This is a genomic window from Vibrio sp. 10N.261.52.A1 (assembly GCF_002876325.1).
Classification (GTDB): domain Bacteria; phylum Pseudomonadota; class Gammaproteobacteria; order Enterobacterales; family Vibrionaceae; genus Vibrio; species Vibrio chagasii.
Map to the genome: position 1 here is coordinate 1 of NZ_MCYD01000564.1, position 18,113 is coordinate 18,113.

At 45.5% G+C, this 18,113-nt stretch carries 15 protein-coding genes and 1 riboswitch; of the genes, 10 read left to right on the forward strand and 5 right to left on the reverse strand.

The genetic code is table 11. From position 1 onward, the window contains the following. The first annotated feature begins 301 nt into the window (after positions 1-301). The gene (locus BCT81_RS08830) at positions 302-502 is read left to right on the forward strand and encodes a DUF1107 family protein (protein ID WP_004738731.1); all 201 of its coding nucleotides are present in this window, start codon (positions 302-304) and stop codon (positions 500-502) included. Positions 503-611: 109 nt separating this feature from the next. Here the strand turns inward: BCT81_RS08830 and msrA are convergent, their stop codons facing one another. Continuing rightward, complete coding sequence (gene msrA / locus BCT81_RS08835; protein ID WP_102423881.1) at positions 612-1,241, reverse strand: peptide-methionine (S)-S-oxide reductase MsrA; 630 nt, start codon at positions 1,239-1,241, stop codon at positions 612-614. Positions 1,242-1,434: 193 nt separating this feature from the next. Here msrA and BCT81_RS08840 point away from each other — a divergent pair, with 193 nt between their 5' ends. The 3 genes from BCT81_RS08840 to BCT81_RS08850 all read left to right on the forward strand — a co-directional run bounded on the left by BCT81_RS08840 (position 1,435) and on the right by BCT81_RS08850 (position 7,333). Then, a complete protein-coding gene (locus BCT81_RS08840; protein ID WP_102423882.1) occupies positions 1,435-3,147 on the forward strand; it encodes an autotransporter assembly complex family protein in 1,713 nt (570 codons plus the stop codon). Then, positions 3,144-6,902 carry a translocation/assembly module TamB domain-containing protein gene (locus BCT81_RS08845; RefSeq protein WP_102423883.1) on the forward strand — a complete coding sequence of 1,253 codons (3,759 nt, stop codon included), beginning with the start codon at positions 3,144-3,146 and terminating at the stop codon, positions 6,900-6,902. The genes BCT81_RS08840 and BCT81_RS08845 overlap by 4 nt, the downstream gene beginning before the upstream one ends. A 74-nt stretch (positions 6,903-6,976) precedes the next feature. Further along, complete coding sequence (locus BCT81_RS08850; RefSeq protein WP_102423890.1) at positions 6,977-7,333, forward strand: gamma-glutamylcyclotransferase; 357 nt, start codon at positions 6,977-6,979, stop codon at positions 7,331-7,333. A gap of 88 nt (positions 7,334-7,421) precedes the next feature. Here BCT81_RS08850 and fbp read toward each other — a convergent pair whose 3' ends face one another. After that, positions 7,422-8,432, reverse strand: coding sequence for a class 1 fructose-bisphosphatase (fbp, locus tag BCT81_RS08855; RefSeq protein WP_008220458.1), 1,011 nt, complete (start codon positions 8,430-8,432; stop codon positions 7,422-7,424). A 271-nt stretch (positions 8,433-8,703) separates the two neighbouring features. Here fbp and mpl point away from each other — a divergent pair, with 271 nt between their 5' ends. The 5 genes from mpl (at position 8,704) to thiQ (ending at position 14,325) form a co-directional block, all read left to right on the forward strand. Beyond that, positions 8,704-10,062 (forward strand): UDP-N-acetylmuramate:L-alanyl-gamma-D-glutamyl-meso-diaminopimelate ligase, encoded by a 1,359-nt coding sequence (gene mpl / locus BCT81_RS08860; protein ID WP_102423884.1) that lies wholly within the window; start codon positions 8,704-8,706, stop codon positions 10,060-10,062. 37 nt (positions 10,063-10,099) lie between these two features. After that, entirely contained in the window at positions 10,100-10,723 is a 624-nt protein-coding gene (locus BCT81_RS08865; RefSeq protein ID WP_004738720.1) for a flavin prenyltransferase UbiX, read from the forward strand. Between the two features lie 43 nt (positions 10,724-10,766). Then, positions 10,767-10,886, forward strand: a riboswitch (TPP riboswitch). A 53-nt stretch (positions 10,887-10,939) separates the two neighbouring features. Then, positions 10,940-11,932: a thiamine ABC transporter substrate binding subunit gene (thiB, locus tag BCT81_RS08870; protein WP_102423885.1), complete on the forward strand. Its 993-nt coding sequence runs from the start codon at positions 10,940-10,942 to the stop codon at positions 11,930-11,932. 82 nt (positions 11,933-12,014) lie between these two features. Further along, positions 12,015-13,610: a thiamine/thiamine pyrophosphate ABC transporter permease ThiP gene (gene thiP, locus BCT81_RS08875; protein WP_198596861.1), complete on the forward strand. Its 1,596-nt coding sequence runs from the start codon at positions 12,015-12,017 to the stop codon at positions 13,608-13,610. 10 nt (positions 13,611-13,620) lie between these two features. Further along, complete coding sequence (thiQ, locus tag BCT81_RS08880) at positions 13,621-14,325, forward strand: thiamine ABC transporter ATP-binding protein (RefSeq protein WP_102423886.1); 705 nt, start codon at positions 13,621-13,623, stop codon at positions 14,323-14,325. Positions 14,326-14,404: 79 nt separating this feature from the next. On the opposite strand, the gene yjgA is transcribed toward thiQ, so the two are convergent. Beyond that, complete coding sequence (gene yjgA, locus BCT81_RS08885; RefSeq protein ID WP_102423887.1) at positions 14,405-14,929, reverse strand: ribosome biogenesis factor YjgA; 525 nt, start codon at positions 14,927-14,929, stop codon at positions 14,405-14,407. Between the two features lie 118 nt (positions 14,930-15,047). Between yjgA and pmbA the strand changes: the two genes are divergently transcribed. Further along, entirely contained in the window at positions 15,048-16,391 is a 1,344-nt protein-coding gene (gene pmbA, locus BCT81_RS08890) for a metalloprotease PmbA (protein WP_102423888.1), read from the forward strand. A gap of 95 nt (positions 16,392-16,486) precedes the next feature. Here the strand turns inward: pmbA and mgtE are convergent, their stop codons facing one another. Together mgtE and BCT81_RS08900 are read right to left on the reverse strand one after the other, a co-directional pair. Further along, on the reverse strand, positions 16,487-17,842 hold the full coding sequence (gene mgtE / locus BCT81_RS08895) for a magnesium transporter (protein WP_102423889.1): 1,356 nt from the start codon (positions 17,840-17,842) through the stop codon (positions 16,487-16,489). Positions 17,843-17,990: 148 nt separating this feature from the next. Beyond that, on the reverse strand, positions 17,991-18,113 hold a 123-nt coding region (locus BCT81_RS08900), incomplete at its 5' end, for an HPr family phosphocarrier protein (RefSeq protein ID WP_198596862.1).

An 18,113-nucleotide genomic window follows, 5' to 3' on the forward strand; every position in this document is an offset into this window, starting at 1 on the left:
AGAGTGGAGAGGCTGCGGCTAATAAAGCCAGTAGAGTTTTGTTTTTCATTATATTTTTGTTCCGCTTGTTGGTTTGCATTGGAAGTATAATATGAAATCTGAAAAATGCCTCTTTAACTTTTTTATCGTACGACGTAGAAATAAGTTGCAGGCTTGTTACCAAAAGGTATAATGCAACAATATCAAGATAAACAACAGATTATCTTGCTGTTTGCTAAAGGAATTAGCGATTAAATGTGCTTCGAACTTGCCAGAGTTCAGGTGCGTGGCTGTAGTACTCAAATGGAATTGAGGTTGTAATATGTTAAGAAAATTTTCTACTTACCGCCCACATCAGGTGGCGCGTTTCGTTAAAGTCCTATTCAAAGGCCAGTTTGCCATCGAAGGTGTCGGAGAGTTCCGTTTTGACCATGGTAAAGTGCTGCTCCCTGAAGTTTCAGATAAACAAAAGCTCACTATTTTTAAAGAAGTGAACGGTACAATTGCAGCGCTTCCGGTGTAATTACTTTTTGTAAATCGCTCTCACCTTGAACGATTAAATGTAAAAAGGGCTTCCTAACGAAAGCCCTTTTTTAGTTTTGATTATTCCGAATCTCGTCTCTCGCTATGCGTTATTGCGGAGGGAAACAAACACCAGTTCCGCCTAACCCACAGTAACCATTAGGGTTCTTAGCTAAGTACTGTTGGTGATAGGTTTCCGCGAAAAAATATTTCCCAGCAGGTAGAACTTCTGTCGTAATCTCATTGCCTAAAGAGGCAGTAATCGCTCTTTGGTAATTTTGTCGAGATTGTTCAGCAATAGTCTGTTGTTCTTCACTGAAGGTGTAGATAGCAGAGCGGTATTGTGTGCCTAAATCATTACCTTGGCGCATACCCTGAGTTGGGTCATGACGCTCCCAGAATGTCTCAAGTATTTGTGCTAAAGACGTTTGCTCGCTATCAAAAATGACACGAACGACTTCTGTATGGCCAGTTTGTCCGGTACACACTTGTTCATAGGTTGGATTCACTGTGTAGCCGCCTGCGTAGCCCACTGATGTAGATACCACACCGTCTAATTGCCAAAACAGACGTTCAGCTCCCCAGAAACATCCCATGCCTAACAACACTTCTTGTTGGGAGCCCACAGGGGCTGCTAGCAAGTCAGTTTGATTAACGTAATGGTGCTCTGTGATTTGAATTGGAGCAGCATTTCCCGGTAATGCGGTGGCTGCGGAAACCAGTTGTTGTTTGTTTAGCATGTCATATTCCTTTTCGCATACGTTGACCACGTTGGCTTTTGTGAACTGTGGGCGTATTAACGCTTGGTTCATATTAAATAAGTCTTTAAATTAGACCGTGTTATTGCAGGATTACTTACAGACTCAATGCCTTTTTAGCGGTATTATTTCTTTTTGATTATTAACGTATTGATAACTTCTTCACCAATTAAGCATGATAAGAAAAACTTTACCAGTTCTGATTGGCACTCTATTGTCATCGACGCTCGCTTTTGCTGACGTTTCCCTTGAAATTAAAGGGCTTGATGGAGCGCTTGAAGATAATGTAGATGCTTATCTAAGTGCTGTGCCTGAAGAAGAGTATGCGGTATCACTAAGATTCCAGTCTCGTTTGGAGTCTATGATTAAAGAAGCCCTCAATGCATTAGGTTATTACCAACCCACCATTACTTTTTCCCACTCTGAAGATGAAACTGAGCTCACGGTGACGGTTGAGCAGGGAGAGCCTGTTCGTATCTATGAATCAGACATCGTACTGAGCGGTGAAGCCAAAGATGATCCAGACTTTTTAGCCTTAATTGCCAAGAGTAAGCTCTCTAAAGGCACTATTTTAAATCATGGTAATTACGACTCTTTGAAGTCTTCGATTCGTAATCTCGGTCTGGCTAAAGGTTACTTTGATGGCACATATGAAGTCAGTAAGCTAGAGGTTGCGCCTGAATTGAACCGTGCTTATGTTCGCCTTCATTACAACAGTGGTATTCGCTACCACTTTGGCAAAACCACAGTGACTGGAAGTCAAATCGAGGACGATAAGGTTCAATCTCTCAAGACCTTTGAAGATGGTGAGCCTTATTCGATTACTAAAGTGGGTGAGTACAACCAGAACTTGTCCAATACGGATTGGTTTTCTTCGGTTTTTGTTGCGCCTGATTTAAGCCAATTAGGTGAAGGTAGAGAAATTCCGATGAAGGTTAGCCTTGCTCCGCAAGCGCGTAACCAGATTGAAACGGGTATTGGTGTCTCTACCGACCTTGGTGTGAAAGGTACGCTCAAATGGAAGAAACCTTGGGTTAACGAACTTGGTCATAGTTTTAATAGTAGTTTGTCGATATCCAAACCTGAACAGACGATTACTGCGACTTATAAAATTCCACTAGATGATGTGCTCAACGACTATTACCAAGTTAAGTACGGGATGAAGAACCTCGATAATCGTGATACCAAGAGTTTGGAGTCGAACTTAGCGCTAGAGAGGTATTGGCGTCTTGATAACGGCTGGCAACGTACTGTCTTCATTCGATACTTGGTTGAAAACTATGAGCAAGGTTTACAAGACGATTTGGCGCAATTCGTCTTGCCGGGTATTTCGTTTTCACGAACTCGAACACGTGGTGGTTCGATGCCGATGTGGGGTGATAAACAAACCATCATGGTTGAAGCGGGTGATGACACCTTATTGTCGGAAACCAAGGTGGTACGTTTTCAAGGACGAACGGCTTGGATCAGAAGTATCGGGAACAATCACCGCGGTCTAACCCGCCTGCAGTTTGGTGGTAACTTTGCTGATGAATTTGAGAAACTGTCTCCCTCACTAAGATTCTTCGCCGGTGGTGACAACAGTATCCGTGGTTATGGCTACGAATCGATCTCTCCTCGTGATGAAAGTAACGCATTAACGGGTGCTAAGTTTATCGCAACCAGCTCGTTTGAATATCAATACCGTTTAGTTGGAAACTGGTGGGGAGCAGCCTTTTACGATATAGGTGATGCGTTCAACGATAAACCAGAGTGGAAACGTGGTACAGGTGTTGGTGTTCGTTGGGCGTCGCCTGTTGGGCCTGTCAGCCTTGACTTTGCATGGGGGCTAGATGCAGAGAAAGGTGACGAGTTCCAATTGCACTTTAGTTTAGGACCAGAGTTATGATCAAAGTGATGGGCAAATGCATAAAATGGACGTCGATTTCACTGACGTCCATTTTGCTGTTGTTAATAGCCCTGTTAGGTTTTGTATTGTTTACAAACCCTGGCTTAAACACTGTGTTGTGGGGCGCTGAAAAAGCTCTGCCACAACTTAAAGTGGGGAGCACAAAAGGTGCTCTGTTCCCGCACTTCACACTTAATAATGTTCAATTCAAAGATGATAGCCTCCATATCGATACCAAAGTGGAAAAACTGGTATTGGCTATTAATCCTCGTTGTTTGCTCGATCCTAAGTTGTGTGTTGATCGCATTGCAATTCAGGGGCTAGATTTTGCTTTTACGGAGCTTCCTCCTGCCTCTACAGAAGAGACTGAGCCAACGCCACCTCTTAAGTCGGTAAAAACGCCACTTCCAATCACCATCAATCGCATCGCTTTATCTGATATTAAGCTGAACATCTTGGGTAATGAGATTGAATGGAGCTTGTTCTCAACAGCTTTGAATATGCAAGGTGAAAGGCTGACAGTATCGCCAACCTTGTTCAATGACCTAAAAGTTAAACTTGCTGAATCAACTGAAGAGCAAAAAACAGAAGTCGTTGAGCCTGAACCTGCCGTTAAAACCGCGATAGAGCTGCCTGAGGTTTGGATTCCATTACAGGTTGTACTAGAGCGCTTTGATCTCAATCGTTTCACTTTAGAGCAAGAGACGCCCATCGTTGTTAATCACCTTGGGCTTGAAGTGCGAGCTGGAAAAAATACTGTTGATGTATCCACTCTTGAACTCGACATGCCACAGGCGAGCGCGAACCTTTCTACTAAGGTTGAGCTGAAAGATGGCTACCCATTAGAGCTTTCATTGGACGCTAAGGTGAAGGAAACCGACCTTGCTGGTCAGAAGTTATCACTGAAAGCACAAGGCAGTGTGGCCAAACTACAGCTCGACTCGCAGTTTTCTGACTTGATAGAAGCCAAACTCTCTGGAGAACTTCAACCTTTAGAGCCAACATTGCCATTTGATTTACTGCTAGAAGATGGGCAAGTGCAATGGCCTCTAACTGGTAAAAGCGATTATCAAGCCGAAATTGAACGCTTTAAAGCCGATGGTTCATTAGATGGCTTTAATGTTCAGCTTAAAGGTGAGGCGGACGGTAAGGAGATTCCAGCCCTAGCCATCGACTTACAGGGTAAAGGTACCACTGAACAAATAGAGCTTGAGCGACTGAAATTGAACACCTTGGGCGGTGAGCTCAACGGTACGGTCAAAGCTAACTGGGCAAAGCTTGTTAACTGGCAAGCGGATGTATCCCTAAAAGACATTCAACCTGGTCTACAGTGGCCTGAAGCGGAAGGTAAAATCAGCGGTAGCTTAGTGACCTCGGGTGAATTGACTGAGGCTGGTGGCTGGGCGATTGAGTTACCTAAGCTTGATATCGAGGGTATCTTGCGTGATTACCCTCTGGATATTGAAGGTCAGTTGTCGGCGTCCGATCGTAGTGCAAGTGGTGAGCCTAAACTGAAAACCAGTGGCTTGAGTTTGGCGCACGGTGTGAACTCGATTAAGGCTCAGGGGCAGCTTGATAAACAGTGGGATATGGGTGTTGATATTTATTTCCCTGAGCTGGTGAAAAGTGTTCCTGATTTGAAAGGACAAGTGATTGGTAACATCCAACTTAGCGGTCCAACTCAAGAGCCTAAGGTCGACCTGACACTGAATGTAAATAAGGTGGACTGGAATAACGAGGCAACGCTTGAGTCATTATCACTTAATGGTTCTGTGGTCCCACTTCCGTTACCCGAAGCGCAAGCTGACCTTGCTTTAAAGGCTAAAAATTTAACTTATCAAGAACAAAACGTCGAAAGCATCGACTTGACGGTAAGTGGCGGTGAGAAAAAGCACACTGTGACTCTAGATGTGATATCTGACATTGTCTCTACAAGCCTAGCAATTTCTGGCGAGTTGATTCAGAAGCCTTCTCTCATTTGGGATGGCTCGTTAGACCGAGTAAAAATCACGACTCAACAAGGCCCTTGGGTGCTTGATAAACCTGTCTCTATTAAGGCGGATGTCGACAAGCAGTTTGCTGATGTTCAAGCGCACTGTTGGAAGCAAGCTGGTTCGAGTGTGTGTCTGGACGAAGACATCCGTGCTGGGAAGTCGGGTGAGGCTAAGATTGCAATCAATCAGTTCGACTTCGATCAGATTAAAGCCTTTGTTCCAAAAGAGACTGAGCTACAAGGCTTAGTAAATGTTAAAGCTCATGCTAAGTGGTCGGAACAAGGCCAGCCAGAGGTAACAGTAAACCTTGATATGCCAAAAGGTCAGGCTGTACAGCAAGTGGGTGAACCAATCACAATCGGTTGGGAGAGCGTTGCCCTAAACGCTCAACTGAAAGACAACAAGCTAGATGCAGACTTCAAACTGGATGTTTCCGATAACGGTGACCTGTCTGGTACCGTGTCGCTGTCTGATGTTCTTGCACAAGATAAAATGGTCGATGCTGCGATTAAGTTGACGACCTTCCATTTGGATTTCTTACAGCCAATTTTAGGTGAATACAGCTTGTTGAAAGCCGACCTTGCGAGTGACCTGCAGGTGAAAGGTTCTTTGATGCACCCTCAAGTTTTTGGTCAATTCTCTGTGGATGGAATTCAAGTCAAAGGTGATGTAACTCCTATTGATGTGAAGGATGGCCGCATTGCTCTCGACTTTAATGGTTATAGCGCTAAGCTTGACGCTAACGTGGAAACACCAGATGGTCAGTTGGATATCGAAGGCTCTGGTGAGTGGCAAGATCTCCAAGCATGGCATTCGAATGTTAGGGTGTTTGCTGATGAGTTGATGGTGGTTGTTCCACCTATGGTCAAGGTTAAGGTCGTCCCTGATATGACCATAGACGTTACGCCTGAGCTTGCAAAAATTACTGGTGACATTGCATTACCGTGGGGCCGCATTGTCGTTGAAGACTTGCCACCGTCTGCAGTTGGTGTTTCTTCTGATCAGGTCATTTTGAATAAAGACCTGCAACCTGAAGGCGAATCGACCATTCCATTTAATGTGATGACCAATATTAATATCTCAATCGGTGATGACTTCAAATTGTCTGCTTTCGGCCTTGAAGGTGAATTGGTCGGTAAACTGAATGTGGCTCAAAAAGACCAAGGCCCGTTTGTGACGGGCGAGGTCAACATCGTTAACGGTACCTACCAATCGTTTGGACAAGACCTGCTTATCGAAGAGGGAAAAATCTTAATGAATGGGCCACCGGATCAGCCATACGTTGCGATCAATGCGATTCGTAATCCTGATAATACTCAAGATGATGTGACAGCTGGTATTCGAGTGACAGGCCCTGCGACAGAACCAGCTATTGAGATTTATTCTGATCCTGCGATGCCGCAAGCAAATGCTCTTTCATACATCTTGCGTGGTCAAGATATTGATGGCGAGTCGAATGGCTCAATGACAACGACCTTAATTGGCTTGAGCTTAGCGAAGAGCGGTAAGGTCGTTGGTGAGATTGGTGAGGCCTTTGGTGTAAAAGATTTGCAACTGGATACCGCAGGCTCTGGCGACGACTCACAAGTCACGGTAAGTGGTTACATCCTGCCTGGTTTACAGGTTAAGTATGGCGTTGGTATCTTCAATTCGCTTGGTGAGTTTACCGTTCGTTATCGATTGATGCAGGATCTCTACGTTGAAGCCGTTTCGGGTCTCGACAGTGCGGTAGACCTTCTTTATCAATTTGAGTTCGAGTAGAGCTGTTTGAGTTCGATCGGCAATGTTTTAGCCATTCATTTAACGCGCTTGCGTGAATGGCTTGTGGGGGATTTATGAAGCATCTTGTTTTTGTTTATGGAACCTTGAGACAGGGTCAATCGAATCATCATTATTTGAAGGGCTGTGATTTACTTGGGCGATTTGATACTCCTGAGGAATACGCTCTTTTTGACCTAGATGCCTATCCCGCGATGATTTTTGGAAAGAAAAGTGTCGCTGGGGAGGTCTATATGATTAACGACGAAGTTTTGGCGTCGCTCGATCGGCTAGAAGATGTGCCTGTCGAGTATCGTCGCGAGCAAATAGAGACTATATTTGGGTTAGCATGGGTATATTTGTATCAGCTTGATCTAACAGCTAATAAAGAAATACTTTCGGGTGACTGGTGTCAGCGGAACAATGATTCCTAACTAGTTAATCACCTTACGAGACAACAAAAAGCCAGCACTGAGGTGCTGGCTTTTTTAATGGCGTTAGTTTGAGAATGAAATGAGAGGGTTACTCAGGGTTCAGCTCAAGAAACTCTTCTACTTTACGTACCATTTTTGTTGAACCAACGAAGAAAGGCACACGTTGGTGTAGCTCTGTTGGTTTGATATCCATAATACGTTGTGCACCGTCTGATGCTATACCGCCAGCTTGCTCCATAAGGAAAGCAATAGGGTTGCATTCATAAAGCAAACGCAATTTACCTTGAGGGTGGCTCTCTGTACTTGGGTACAAGTAGATGCCGCCTTTTAGCAAGTTACGGTGGAAATCAGACACAAGAGAACCAATGTAACGTGACGTGTAAGGGCGGTTATCGCTTGGCTCGCTTTCCTGACAGTATTTGATGTACTTCTTAACACCGGTTGGGAAGCGGATGTAGTTACCTTCGTTGATCGAGTAGATCTTACCTTCGTCTGGAATCATCATGTTTTCATGAGATAGACAGAAAGTACCCAGAGATGGATCGTAGGTGAAACCATTTACGCCAGCACCCGTTGTGTAAACCAGCATTGTTGAAGAACCGTAAATTACGTAACCGGCAGCTACCTGTTTGTGGCCTGGTTGCAGGAAGTCTTCTTGAGTCGGTGGTGTTCCGATTGGAGAGACACGGCGGTAGATAGAGAAAATCGTACCAACCGATACATTTACATCGATATTTGATGAACCATCAAGCGGGTCCATCAACACGACGTATTTTGCGTTTTTGTTGAGCTCTTTATTGAAGGCAACCGCTTCGTCTTCTTCTTCACTTGCTACACCACAAACTTGGTCACGAGCTTCTAGAGCCGCTTTAAATTTGTCGTTCGCATAAAGGTCTAGCTTCTGCTGCTCTTCACCTTGAACGTTGTCTGTACCAACAGCGCCAGTAATGTCGACAAGACCTGCTTTGTTGATTTCACGGTTAACAATTTTTGCAGCAAGACGAATTGATGACAAAAGGGATGATAGATCACCACTTGCATGGGGAAAGTCACTCTGTTTCTCAACAATGAACTCACCAAGGGTGCGCATCTCAGACATGTTATTTCCTTAAACTTCTCTGAATATTAGGGGGGATTTGAGCACCATAGAATTTGCCTCTTAAGTGGGCTTTATTCATCTAGACGCTTACCTAAATTCTAAGGCTTAGATCTTTTTAATGGTAATGAACTAAGCGACACAGATCTCACTTACTATGTCGACTCAATTTGTTTTGCATTGCTGCTCGCTTTTAAGCGTCATTTAATGATAATGAGTACAAGCCGTTTTAATTAGGCACTGTTTATTTAGCCAAGCGTTTTGGAAGCAATTTATGCATATTCATATCTTAGGAATTTGTGGCACCTTCATGGGTGGTGCTGCGGTATTGGCTCGTCAATTAGGTCACAAGGTTACGGGTAGTGACGCGAATGTTTACCCACCAATGAGCACCTTGTTGGAGTCGCAAGGGATTGAAATTATTGAAGGGTTCGACCCAAGCCAACTAGAGCCTAGGCCTGACCTGGTGGTTATCGGTAATGCGATGAGCCGTGGTAACCCATGTGTTGAGTATGTTTTGGATAACAACCTTAGATACACCTCTGGTCCACAATGGCTGCAAGAGTTCTTACTGCATGACCGCTGGGTTCTTGCGGTGTCCGGTACTCACGGTAAAACTACAACTTCCAGTATGTTGGCTTGGATCTTAGAAGACTGCGGTTATGCGCCAGGCTTTTTAGTTGGTGGGGTATTGGGTAACTTTGGTATCTCTGCTCGCTTAGGTGACAGCATGTTCTTCGTGGTAGAAGCCGACGAATACGACAGTGCTTTTTTCGACAAACGCTCTAAGTTCGTTCATTACCATCCAAGAACCTTGGTAATGAATAACCTTGAGTTCGATCATGCCGACATCTTTGACGATCTTGAAGCGATCAAACGCCAATTCCATCATTTAGTGCGAACTGTGCCAGGCAATGGTCGTATTTTCTCACCCAAGCAAGACACCGCGATTCAAGATGTTTTATTACGTGGCTGCTGGAGTGAGACAGAATCGAGTGGCGAAGCTGGCGATTGGGATGCCAAAAAGCTAGTTAAAGATGGCTCTCAATTTGAAGTTTACTTCCAAGGTGAGTGTGTTGGTACAGTAGTTTGGGACTTGGTTGGTGATCATAATGTCAACAATGCTCTTATGGCGATTGCTGCGGCAAGGCATGTGGGTGTGACACCAGATTTAGCGTGTGAATCGTTGGCGAAATTCATCAATACTAAACGTCGTCTAGAGTTTAAAGGCGAGGTAGCTGGTGTGTCTGTTTATGATGATTTTGCTCATCACCCAACGGCGATTGAACTTACGCTCGGCGGCTTACGTAATAAGGTCGACTCGAAAAAAATCATTGCCGTTTTAGAGCCTCGTTCCGCCACCATGAAACGTGGTGTGCATAAAGAAACCTTGGCTGATTCGCTTAAACAAGCGGATTCCACCTACTTATTCCAACCGGACAACATTGATTGGTCGGTGCAGGATGTCGCAGATGCTTGTCATCAGCCTGCACATGTTAGTGACGATATGGATGTATTTGTTGCTAAAATTGTTTCAGAGGCGCAAGCGGGCGACCAAATTCTGGTAATGAGTAATGGTGGCTTTGGTGGTATTCACCAGAAATTGTTGGACGCGTTAGCTCTTAAAGGTTAACCCAGTCCACGACTTTATAATTGAAGTAACTGAGAACATGACAAAACACGATAAAGCGATAACTCTTGCTTTTACTGGCGCATCTGGTGCGCCTTACGGATTGCGCTTGCTTGAATGCTTGTTGGCAGCAGACTATCAGGTCTATCTGTTGATCTCGTCGGCAGCGCGAGTGGTGTTGGCTACTGAGCATGAGCTTAAGTTACCTGCTGGGCCAGATGCGGCAAAGCAAGCCTTGGTTAAGCACTTGGGCTGCGATCCAGAAAAGCTGGTGGTATGCGGCAAAGATGACTGGTTCTCTCCAGTTGCATCAGGTTCTGCAGCGCCGAAGCAGATGGTGGTCTGCCCATGTTCTGCGGGCAGTTTGGCATCCATTGCTCATGGGTTATCGGATAACCTGATTGAGCGCGCAGCAGATGTGGTGATGAAAGAGCGAGGCCAGCTGTTATTGGTGGTTCGTGAAACGCCATTCTCAACGCTACATCTAGAGAACATGCACAAGCTATCGACCATGGGTGTAACCATCATGCCAGCCGCTCCGGGGTTTTATCACCAACCTAAGTCAATAGAAGACTTGGTCGATTTTATGGTGGCGCGCATTCTCGACCATCTTGGTATTGACCAAGGTTTAGTGCCTAGATGGGGCTACGATCAACGTAATTGATCCAAACTTGATAGCTTATTGTTAAAAATCGAATTACAATTCTGAACACTCATCGGGGAGCAAACCATTCAAATAATGAATGCGAGCTGAGATCAAGCATGTGCTTGGGACCCGTAAACCTGAACCAGATAATGCTGGCGTAGGAATTGAGTTAGGAACAACCTCTATCGTTCTCCTCCCTCAAACCTGTGCCGCTCAGACCATGGAGAGCGTCCAGTGAAATTCACATTAACTACCCTTGCTGTTACTACAGCGATCTCTTTTTCTGCCTTTGCTGCAGACGATACGTTAACCGTCTACACCTATGACTCTTTTGCTGCGGATTGGGGTCCTCGTCCTGCCGTAGAGAAAGCGTTTGAAGAAAAGTGTGGCTGTGATGTGAATTTTGTCGCGCTTGAAGATGGCGTGTCTATTCTTAACCGCTTGCGTCTTGAGGGCGTTAACAGCAAAGCTGACATCGTTCTGGGCTTAGACAACAATCTGATGGCTGAAGCGAAAGCGACGGGCTTATTGGCTGAGCACAACGTTGATACCTCATCAGTAACACTGCCTAATGGTTGGGATGATAAGACCTTTGTACCTTATGACTTTGGCTACTTCGCTTTTGTCTACAACACAGAGAAGCTAGCAAATCCACCGAAAAGTCTGAAAGAGTTGGTTGAGCAACGTGAAGACCTGAAGATTATCTACCAAGACCCACGCACTTCAACACCTGGCCAAGGCATGATGCTTTGGATGAAATCGGTATACGGTGATCAAGCGACAGCGGCATGGAAGAAGCTAGCTCAGAAAACGGTGACGGTAACCAAAGGTTGGTCTGAAGCTTACTCTATGTTCCTAGAGGGCGAATCTGATTTAGTATTGTCTTACACCACTTCTCCGGCTTACCACATCATTGCGGAGAACGATTCTAAGTACGCAGCTGCGAACTTTGAAGAGGGACATTACACTCAAGTGGAAGTGGCAGCAAAGGTCAAAGGCAGTAAGAATGAAAAGCTTGCTGATGAGTTTATGGCGTTTATCCTAAGTGATGAATTCCAATCGGCGATGCCGACAGGCAACTGGATGTACCCAGTGACGGATGTTGAGCTACCAAAAGGTTTCGAACAACTGACGGTACCTCAGCAAGCGTTAAGCTTTAGCTCTGAAGAGATCGCCGAGAAGCGTAAGCCTTGGATTCGTGAATGGCAGAGTGCACTTACTTTTTAATTTACTTTTAAAAGAATGAACGACCTGTATTTAAAGCCATTCTTTATGTTTGGAATGGACTTTTTACGGTAAAAATCAATTTATGATAAAGAAAACGCCTAAGGTCGGTATTTGGGTCGCGATATTCATTACCGCCTTCGTGGTTTCAGCAGTAGGGGCATTGCTTAGCAATGCCCCTTCTCTTGATATCAGCCAAGTATGGTCCGATCCCTACTATTGGCATGTAACGAAGTTCAGTTTTTATCAAGCGACACTCTCAACGGTGCTGAGTGTTGGTTTTGCTATACCTATTGCACACGCCCTGTGTCGCAGACAGTTTTTTGGGCGAGCACTACTGTTAAGACTCTTTGCGTCGACCTTAGTTCTGCCTGTGTTGGTCGGTGTATTCGGTTTGTTAGCGATTTACGGCAACAGTGGGTGGTTAGCTAAATCCTTGGCGAACTTCGACATTGAGCTCCCATTCTCGATTTATGGCCTGAATGGTATTTTGTTGGCACACGTCTTCTTCAACCTGCCTTATGCTAGTCGCTTACTTCTGCAAGCGTTAGATACGGTGCCTGCTGAGCAGCACAAGTTGTGTGCGCATTTAGGCATGAGTCATTGGAATAAATTCAAATGGGTTGAATGGCCTCGCTTAAGACAACAGTTACCCCATGTATGTGGCTTAGTCTTCATGCTGTGCTTTACCAGCTTTGCAACTGTGATGGCGCTGGGCGGTGGGCCTAAGTCAACCACCATTGAGCTCGCTATTTATCAGGCGATTAAATTCGACTTTGATCTGCAAGCGGGGGCTTTGCTGGCGATATGGCAAATGCTGTTATGTGGCGTGTTAGCGGTGAGTATTCAGCGCCTATCTAAGCCGATCTCAGTGACGGCGAGTCAGCTGTCGGAAGAGAAGTATTTGGTTAAAGACAGCTGGTGGTCAAAAGCTTGGGATAGCTTTTGGATCATCATGGTATCAATACTCGTATTACCGCCACTGTTGATGGTGCTTGTTAGTGGTATTAACGCTCAAGCCTTGACAGTGCTCAGCAGTGAGCCATTTTGGGCGGCGCTGATGACGTCGGTGAGAGTCGCTTTATTGGCGAGTGTTATTGCTGTTGGCATAGGTATCGCTATATTGCTCACGAGCCGTGCGTGGCGCTTGCAAAACAAGACGATCAGAGCCGATAAAATCGAGCTGATCGGCACTATTATCTTGGTGACGCCGGGATTAGTGATCAGCACAGGTATCTTCTTATTGCTACGTTCATTTACCGATGTGTTCAGCTTGGCTTTCTTTATTGTGATTGCCGTAAATAGCCTAATGGCGCTGCCTTATGTGATTAAGACACTTGCCCAACCTATGTTGCATCTGTCTCAGCAATATCAATATGTGTGTGCCAGTTTGGGTATGACTGGCTTTACTCGCTTTAGGTTAGTGGAGTGGCGTGCATTGCGTAAACCGATGGCGCAGGCTTTCTCAATCAGTTTTATGTTGGCGATGGGCGATCTAAGCGCAATTGCCTTGTTTGGTAGCCAAGACTTTAGAACTCTTCCTTTGTATCTATTCCAATTATTAGGTAGCTATCAAATGGAAGCGGCTGCTGTGGTGTCAGTGAGTTTGCTGTTACTGAGTGTTGGCAGCTTTAGCCTGATTGAATTTTTGTTTACTCGAAGCTCAAAGCTAAAGAGTTAAGGAACCTATGATGTTAGTGATGAAAGATGTGGATTACCACTACCACCAAGAGTTGTTTAGTTTTGATTTCCAAGCCGAGCAGGGTGATATTGTTGCTCTGATGGGGCCAAGTGGTGCGGGTAAATCAACGCTACTCGCATTGGTTGCTGGGTTTATTGAGCCAACATCGGGTGAGATTTCAGTGGCCGGCCAGTCGCTTATTGGCAAAGAAGCACATCAGCGACCTTTGGCAATGCTGTTTCAAGAACACAACCTATTTGCTCACCTCACGGTACGTGAAAATATTGGTTTAGGGTTGCATCCTGGGTTAAAGCTTACCGCAACCCAAGAGCAATCTGTGGAACAAGCCGCAGCGCAAGTTGGTGTTGCTGAGTATTTGGATAGATTGCCTGAGCACTTATCAGGCGGTCAACGCCAACGTGTCGCCTTAGCGCGTTGTTTTGTTCAGCCTCATGATATTTGGCTGCTTGATGAACCTTTCTCTGCGCTTGATCCTTTGCTGCGAGAAGAGATGCTTAGCTTAGTGAAGCGATTAGCGGCAGAGCGAAATATTACGGTTTTGATGGTGACGCACCATTTAGGTGATGCGCGTAGCATTGCGAATAAATTTGTGTTCGTTGCTTTGGGGAAGGTATTGGTTGAGGACTCAATTGAGGTACTCACTGTCGACCACCCTCAGCCAGAGCTGAGCTCGTTTGTTAGAGCTGGCGAGTAGTACTTAATTACCGGCAGAATCAAAAAAAGACCTAGCACGTGCTAGGTCTTTTTTTGGTAACTGATAAAGCGATGACGGATTAGTCTTCTTGTTTTAGCTCTTTCAGAATTTGGAAGATCTCACGGAAAGCCTTTGCTGGCTTGTTTGCTTTCTTCTCTTTGTTAGCTTGACGCGCCAATTGGCGAAGACGTTGACGGTCTGCTTCAGGATACATTTCCATGACTTCTGAAATAGCAGCATCACCTTCTTCAACGATACGGTCACGCAGTTGCTCAAGCTTGTGTAGCTCAGCTGTTGCTTGTGAGTGCTTGTTACGTACCTTGTCCAAAGCCGCTTGAATCGGCTCTGGGTCGATGTTACGCATGATCTTACCAATGTATTGAAGCTGGCGACGTTTTGCTTCGTTCTTAAAGCGTTGTGCGTCTTTAATCGCGAGTGCCAAATCTTCAGACAGAGGGAATTTCTCTAATACTGATGGCTTTAGGGTAACAAGTTCTTCCCCTAGTTTCTGTAGGGCTTCCATGTCCGTTTTCATTTCGGTTTTACTTACCCAGATGATTTCTTCTTCTGGTTCCCATGGAGCTTTTTGGTTTTTGCGAGCCATCTTTTCTGCCTATGTCACTATCTCAAACGAATATATTGCCTATTTTAGCAAGAATCTTGGGGAGAAAGCGAAATTCTTGTTATCCTACGTAATATTGACCTACAAAATTAGAATAGATATGGATGTAAAACAGCAAGTCGCCCAGCAAAGAGTTGATCTAGAAGCCGCAGTTGCAAAAGCGTTGGACATGGCCTCTGTGAGTGCCGACGCCGCTGAGGTCGCTATTACTAAGTCAACGGGTTTGAGTGTTTCAACACGCATGTGTGAAGTGGAAAACGTTGAATTTAATAGTGATGGTGCGCTAGGCATTACTGTTTATCGCGGCCAGAAAAAAGGCAGTGCATCTACATCTGATCTGAGTGAAAAAGCGATTGCTCAAACAGTCGCAGCTGCACTCGATATCGCTCAGTACACCTCAGAAGATCCGTTCGCTGGCCCTGCAGCAAAAGAATACATGGTGAAAGAGATTCCAGACTTGGACCTTTTTCACCCTGATGAACCAAACCCAGACTATGCCGCTGAGATTGCGATTGCTGCTGAGAAGCAAGCATTAGCTTATAGCGACAAGATCAAACAAAGTGATGGCGCGAGTTACGACAGCCACTACGGTGTTAAGGTCTATGGTAACAGCCACGGTTTGCTAGCAAGTTATGCATCTAGCCGTCATAGTACGAGCTGTTGCGTGATTGGTCAGGGTGCTAATGGTGAAATGGAACGTGACTACAGCTATACCGTTGCACGTCACCGTGATGAGCTATGGACGCCTGAGCGCGTAGGTCAAGAAGCAGCAGAAAAGACCATTAGCCGCTTAGATGCGAAAAAGCTAGCAACAGGTCAATACCCGATCATGTTCGCTAATGATGTGGCAACTGGCCTTATTGGCCACCTAGTGATGGCGATCAGCGGTGGTAACCTGTATCGCAAAGCGTCTTTCCTATTGGATCATCTAGGTCAGAAAATCTTGCCGGATTGGTTCAACATCTCTGAGCGTCCTCATATCCTACGCGGTTTGGCGTCGAGCCCATTTGATAGTGAAGGTGTGCTTACTCAAGATCGTGAAATCATCACTGATGGTGTACTTGCAACCTACCTACTAACGAGTTACGCAGCACGTAAAATGGATATGACTCCGACGGGGCATGCTGGTGGTATTCATAACTGGTTCGTTAAATCGACAGGCCAAAACTTTGAGCAGATGCTTAAAGAGTTGGGCACTGGCTTCCTCGTAACTGAAGTGATGGGCCAAGGCGTGAATACTGTAACGGGTGATTACTCTCGTGGCGCGGCAGGTTTCTGGGTTGAGAATGGAGAAATCCAATACCCAGTATCGGAAGTGACTATCGCGGGTAACCTAAAAGACATGTTCAATCAGATCGTTGCAGTCGGTAACGACGTTGAAACACGCTCGCAAATTCAAACGGGTTCTATCCTGCTTGAGTCTATGAAAGTGGCAGGCGAATAAGTCACTTAATGCCATATTGATGAACTAAAAAAGGGAGCCAATGGCTCCCTTTTTGTATGCAGTGTTTCGCTGTTAAAGCGCTTTATGACGACAACTTAGATAAGTATGGTCGCTAAGCCTAAGAACACCGATAGGCCAATAACATCGGTTACTGTAGTTAGTGCCATACCACCGGCTAATGCTGGGTCGATATTCATCTTCTTCAGCATCACTGGAATGGTTACACCGGCGATACCAGCCACTATCAAGTTGGTCATCATTGCGGCTGAGATGATGCCTCCCAGTATCCAGTTGCCTTTCCAAGCTACCACAATACCACCAATGATAACGGCCCATATAACGCCATTGAGGAAGCCGATAGCCGCCTCTTTGAATAGTAGTTCGCGTTTGTTACTGTCACCGATGTGACCAAGTGCTAAACCACGAATCACTAGAGCAACAGTTTGGTTACCAGCAACACCACCCATCGACGGTACAATCGTCATCAGAACCGCAATCGCAGCCATTTGGTCGAGCGTTGCTTCAAACATGTTGGAAACCGATGCGGCAGCAAGCGCTGCTAGAACGTTAGCACCAAGCCAGACGCTACGACGACGAGCGGATTTTACGACTGGTGCGAAGGTATCTTCGTCATCATCCATACCCGCCATACTCATCATTGAGTGTTCGGCATCTTCACGGATAACATCAACCACGTCATCGATGGTGATACGACCAACGAGATGTTGGTTGCTGTCGACAACCGGTGCTGAAACCCAGTTACGACGTTCAAATAAGCTCGCGATATCTGACGCACTGGTCTCTACAGAGATGGCTTCATCTGCATCGTCCATCACTTCTGAAACTGCAATATCAGGCTGAGTCGTAATCAGTGTGGTCAGTGACAAGTTACCAATAAGGCGCTCTTCTTCATCAATGACATACAGAGCATCGGTTGCATCAGGCAGTTCGCCACGCATACGCAAATAACGTAATACAACGTCGACATCGACATCACCACGAATCGTGATTACGTCGGTATTCATTATCGCACCGGCAGAGTCTTCTGGGTACGACAGCGCGGTTTCAACTAGTGCACGATCGGCGGAGTCCATTTGAGAAAGGACTTCGCGAGAAACATCATCAGGCAGGCTTCGAAGTACGTACGCGACGTCATCTGTTTCCATGCCCTCGGTCGCTTCGGCCAAGGTCTCTGGCGCCATTTTTGACACAAGAGCATCTTTGACGTCTTCGTTTAGTTCATCAAGAATTTCACCGTAGTCTTCTGGATCGGTGAGTTGCCAGAGTACGTCACGACTTTTGCGAGGGGAGGCTTCTAAAAGGTGTGCAATATCCTCAGGCTCCATGTCCTGAAGTTGTCGGCGTACGTGTACAAATCGGCCGTTTTCTAGGGCTTCGCTGACTTCTTGGAGGGTTTGGTGAGCTTGGTCGAATTCTAATTGCTCTGCCATATTTTCCTCCTATCTCATTATTCTTACAATGCTTGGAATAGTAACTTAATTCTAGGGCTTATTTAAATCATAAACTTAGGTAGAACTAAGATTTAATATAGGTTGGTTCACCGTTTGAGTTTGCGTCGTTGTGAGTAAAGCGTCTTAGCTACTCACCCTCATCAAATTTATCTTCGATAAGGTGGCAAACGGCATCAAGTGCTTGTTGTGAATCAGTACCTGAAGCTTGAATCGTGATGTGTTGTCCTTGGGCGGATTCCAACATTAATAG

Coding starts and splice junctions, on each gene's coding strand:
- BCT81_RS08830 (WP_004738731.1), top strand. CDS start 302: ATGTTAAGAAAATTTTCTACTTACCGCCCACATCAGGTGGCGCGTTTC.
- msrA (WP_102423881.1), bottom strand. CDS start 1,241: ATGCTAAACAAACAACAACTGGTTTCCGCAGCCACCGCATTACCGGGA.
- BCT81_RS08840 (WP_102423882.1), top strand. CDS start 1,435: ATGATAAGAAAAACTTTACCAGTTCTGATTGGCACTCTATTGTCATCG.
- BCT81_RS08845 (WP_102423883.1), top strand. CDS start 3,144: ATGATCAAAGTGATGGGCAAATGCATAAAATGGACGTCGATTTCACTG.
- BCT81_RS08850 (WP_102423890.1), top strand. CDS start 6,977: ATGAAGCATCTTGTTTTTGTTTATGGAACCTTGAGACAGGGTCAATCG.
- fbp (WP_008220458.1), bottom strand. CDS start 8,432: ATGTCTGAGATGCGCACCCTTGGTGAGTTCATTGTTGAGAAACAGAGT.
- mpl (WP_102423884.1), top strand. CDS start 8,704: ATGCATATTCATATCTTAGGAATTTGTGGCACCTTCATGGGTGGTGCT.
- BCT81_RS08865 (WP_004738720.1), top strand. CDS start 10,100: ATGACAAAACACGATAAAGCGATAACTCTTGCTTTTACTGGCGCATCT.
- thiP (WP_198596861.1), top strand. CDS start 12,015: ATGATAAAGAAAACGCCTAAGGTCGGTATTTGGGTCGCGATATTCATT.
- thiQ (WP_102423886.1), top strand. CDS start 13,621: ATGTTAGTGATGAAAGATGTGGATTACCACTACCACCAAGAGTTGTTT.
- yjgA (WP_102423887.1), bottom strand. CDS start 14,929: ATGGCTCGCAAAAACCAAAAAGCTCCATGGGAACCAGAAGAAGAAATC.
- pmbA (WP_102423888.1), top strand. CDS start 15,048: ATGGATGTAAAACAGCAAGTCGCCCAGCAAAGAGTTGATCTAGAAGCC.
- mgtE (WP_102423889.1), bottom strand. CDS start 17,842: ATGGCAGAGCAATTAGAATTCGACCAAGCTCACCAAACCCTCCAAGAA.